1 protein-coding gene and 1 pseudogene are annotated in these 2,652 nt (G+C 42.5%); one reads left to right on the top strand and one right to left on the bottom strand.

Annotated elements, in window-relative coordinates:
* Positions 1-242 (bottom strand): annotated as a pseudogene (locus tag ACM0OX_RS35440) (hypothetical protein); the annotation flags it as partial.
* A 585-nt stretch (positions 243-827) separates the two neighbouring features.
* Here ACM0OX_RS35440 and ACM0OX_RS35435 point away from each other — a divergent pair.
* Positions 828-2,471: a calcium-binding protein gene (locus tag ACM0OX_RS35435; protein WP_414519862.1), complete on the top strand. Its 1,644-nt coding sequence runs from the start codon at positions 828-830 to the stop codon at positions 2,469-2,471.
* The last annotated feature ends 181 nt before the right edge of the window (positions 2,472-2,652 follow it).

Genomic DNA, 2,652 nt, shown 5'->3' with positions numbered 1-2,652 from the left:
AATTCAATAAACGACTGCCCGAATTCAATAAACGACTGCCCGAATTCAATAAACGACTGCCCGAATTCAATAAACGACTGCCCGAATTCAATAAACGACTGCCCGAATTCAATAAACGACTGCCCGAATTCAATAAACGACTGCCCGAATTCAATAAACGACTGCCCGAATTCAATAAACAACTGCCCGAATTCAATATAGGAACTTAGCAAACTTAGCACTCTGGTTCCCATGCTCTGCATGGGAATCCTCCTCGTTGAAGGCTCTGCCTCCAATCTGGCATTGAGTCAGAGACTCAATGAATGCATTCCCAGTCTGAGACTGGGAACGAGGAAATTTAAAGTCCCTCTCCCAAACTTGAGAGAGGGATTTAGGGTGAGGGCTTTTGATTCATGCAAGAAGTCTAATGTGAAGAATATGCTTTAGATGTGTTTTTAAGCAAAGACATCTAAGTAAATACGGTAGTATATGGTTAGTGTTAGGTTATTTAAATATTCTGTATTTTCAACGTAAATATGCACGCAGAATTTCTCATGACTAGAGTATAAAAATCTCTTTCTTTATCAATAGTTAACTATTGGTTTGAATGTATACCCCGATTAATTTGTACAGTCCCATTCGACTTAGAGAGTTTGAGAAAAAATCAGTACTACTGAAAAGCCTTTTCAGAGGGTGAATCTTTGCTAAATATTATTTTTCCTAATTGTTAAGGTATAAAGTATGCCGATAATATCAATTTCGGTAAATATTTTGTGCCTGAAAACAGCGCTAAATTGAAGATTGAGAACTGAAATTACTAAAAAAATGGAATCAGGTAGGTAAAAGTTATGGCAAATATTATTGGAACCAGCGGCTACGACTTACTACAGGGTGGTGTTGGAAATGATACTTTAACTGGTGGTACTGGGAATGATATTTTAACTGGTGGCGGTGGCAAGGATAAATTTGTTTACAACTTGGGCGATGGCACTGATACAATCACTGATTTCGGTGGCATAGGTAAAGGAACTAACCCGACAGCAGCAGTTATTGCTGAAGTAGACACCATCAAATTTCAGGGTGCAGGATTAACTGCTCGAAATTTACTGCTGCTTCAGAATGGCAACGATTTAGAAATCACCTTTGAGGGTAATACTAATTCCGTAGTTATTCTGCAAAATTTCAAGCTAGAAAACTTGGAGAATCTGAAAGCTTCTGGAGGCAAACCAGCAATTGGTAATATCCTGTTTGACGGGCAAAATAGCATCACCGACAGCTTTAATGTCCTCGATTCCAACTCTACTGATACTAGCCTGGGCATCAAGAACACAGTAACTTTCCTCAATGACCTCAACAATAACATTACGGGGTTAGAAGACTCTAATGATGTAGTTAATGGTCAAGGCGGTAATGACAAAATCGATGGCTTGAGTGGAAACGATTTGCTGCGAGGTGGTGCGGGTGATGATACCCTCATTGGTGGTACGGGAAATGATACCCTCATTGGTGGTACGGGGAATGACTCCCTTGCTGGCAATAATCTGCTTTCTGGGGGTTATGGCAATGATTATCTCTCCATCTCTGGCTACGAGAGCTTTAGCTACCCAGACTACGACTACAACTCTCGCTCGTCTGGTAAAAACACCCTCAATGGTGGCGCGGGTGACGATAACTTGAGTGCTAGCGGTTCAACAGGCAATAATTTGCTCTCTGGGGACGATGGCAATGATAATCTCTCCATCTCTGGCTACTACAACGGAGGTAACTACGGAGCCGACGACTCTCGCTCGTCTGGTAAGAACACCCTCAACGGCGGTGCAGGTAAGGATACCTTGAGTGCTGGCGGTTCAACAGGCGATAATTTGCTCTCTGGGGGTGATGGCAATGATTATCTCTCCATCTCTGGCTACTACAGCTATATTCCTAGCGACCCCTACTCACCCCGCGATGTCTCCATCACATACGAGTCTCGCTCGTCTGGAAAAAACACTCTTAACGGTGGTAGTGGGGACGATAACTTGGATGCTAGTAATTCAAAAGGTGATAACTTACTCGATGGTGGCGCTGGCAATGATTATATCTCCGCCTCTAGCGCCTTTGGTAAAAACACAATCTATGGTGGTAGTGGGAATGATACCCTTATAGGTGGTTCTGGTAATGACACCCTCTATGGAGGAACTGGTACTGATACCTTTGTTTTCAATAATTATAATAAAGGTGTTGACAGTATTTATGACTTCAACGCGACCAATGAACTAATTCAGGTATCGGCTGCTAGCTTTGGCGGCGGGTTATCAGCAGGTTCGCTTAAGACAAATCAGTTTACCCTCGGAACATCTGCGACGACAAGCAATCAACGATTTATCTATAACAGTGATACAGGTGGACTGTTCTTTGACATTGATGGCAGCGCGTCTGGGTCTACTCAGGTAAAATTTGCCCAACTATCTACTGGATTGTCACTCAGCGTAAATAATTTTGTGATTGTTTAATCGGAATTAGCGCTTTTTGATTTCCAAGCGGTACGGTTTGCGAGGTGCTATTTTTAGCGTCTCGCATTCGATTAGGGACTCCCAAATAAAAAAATATACAACTATTTATTGTGGGGTGGGCGTCTCGCCATTGGTGTCAAGTTAAGGCATCAGCCCAGATGTTAAGCGAGGTTGCAGCGTT

This window comes from Nostoc sp. PCC 9305, from assembly GCF_963920915.1.
In the GTDB taxonomy this organism is placed as follows: Bacteria; Cyanobacteriota; Cyanobacteriia; order Cyanobacteriales; family Nostocaceae; genus Nostoc.
The sequence above is the reverse complement of the archived record's forward strand: the minus strand, read 5'-3'. Positions and strand labels throughout refer to the sequence as shown.

What these genes read in the sequence shown, in the direction of transcription:
- ACM0OX_RS35435 (WP_414519862.1), top strand. Translation starts at nt 828, where the DNA reads ATGGCAAATATTATTGGAACCAGCGGCTACGACTTACTACAGGGTGGT.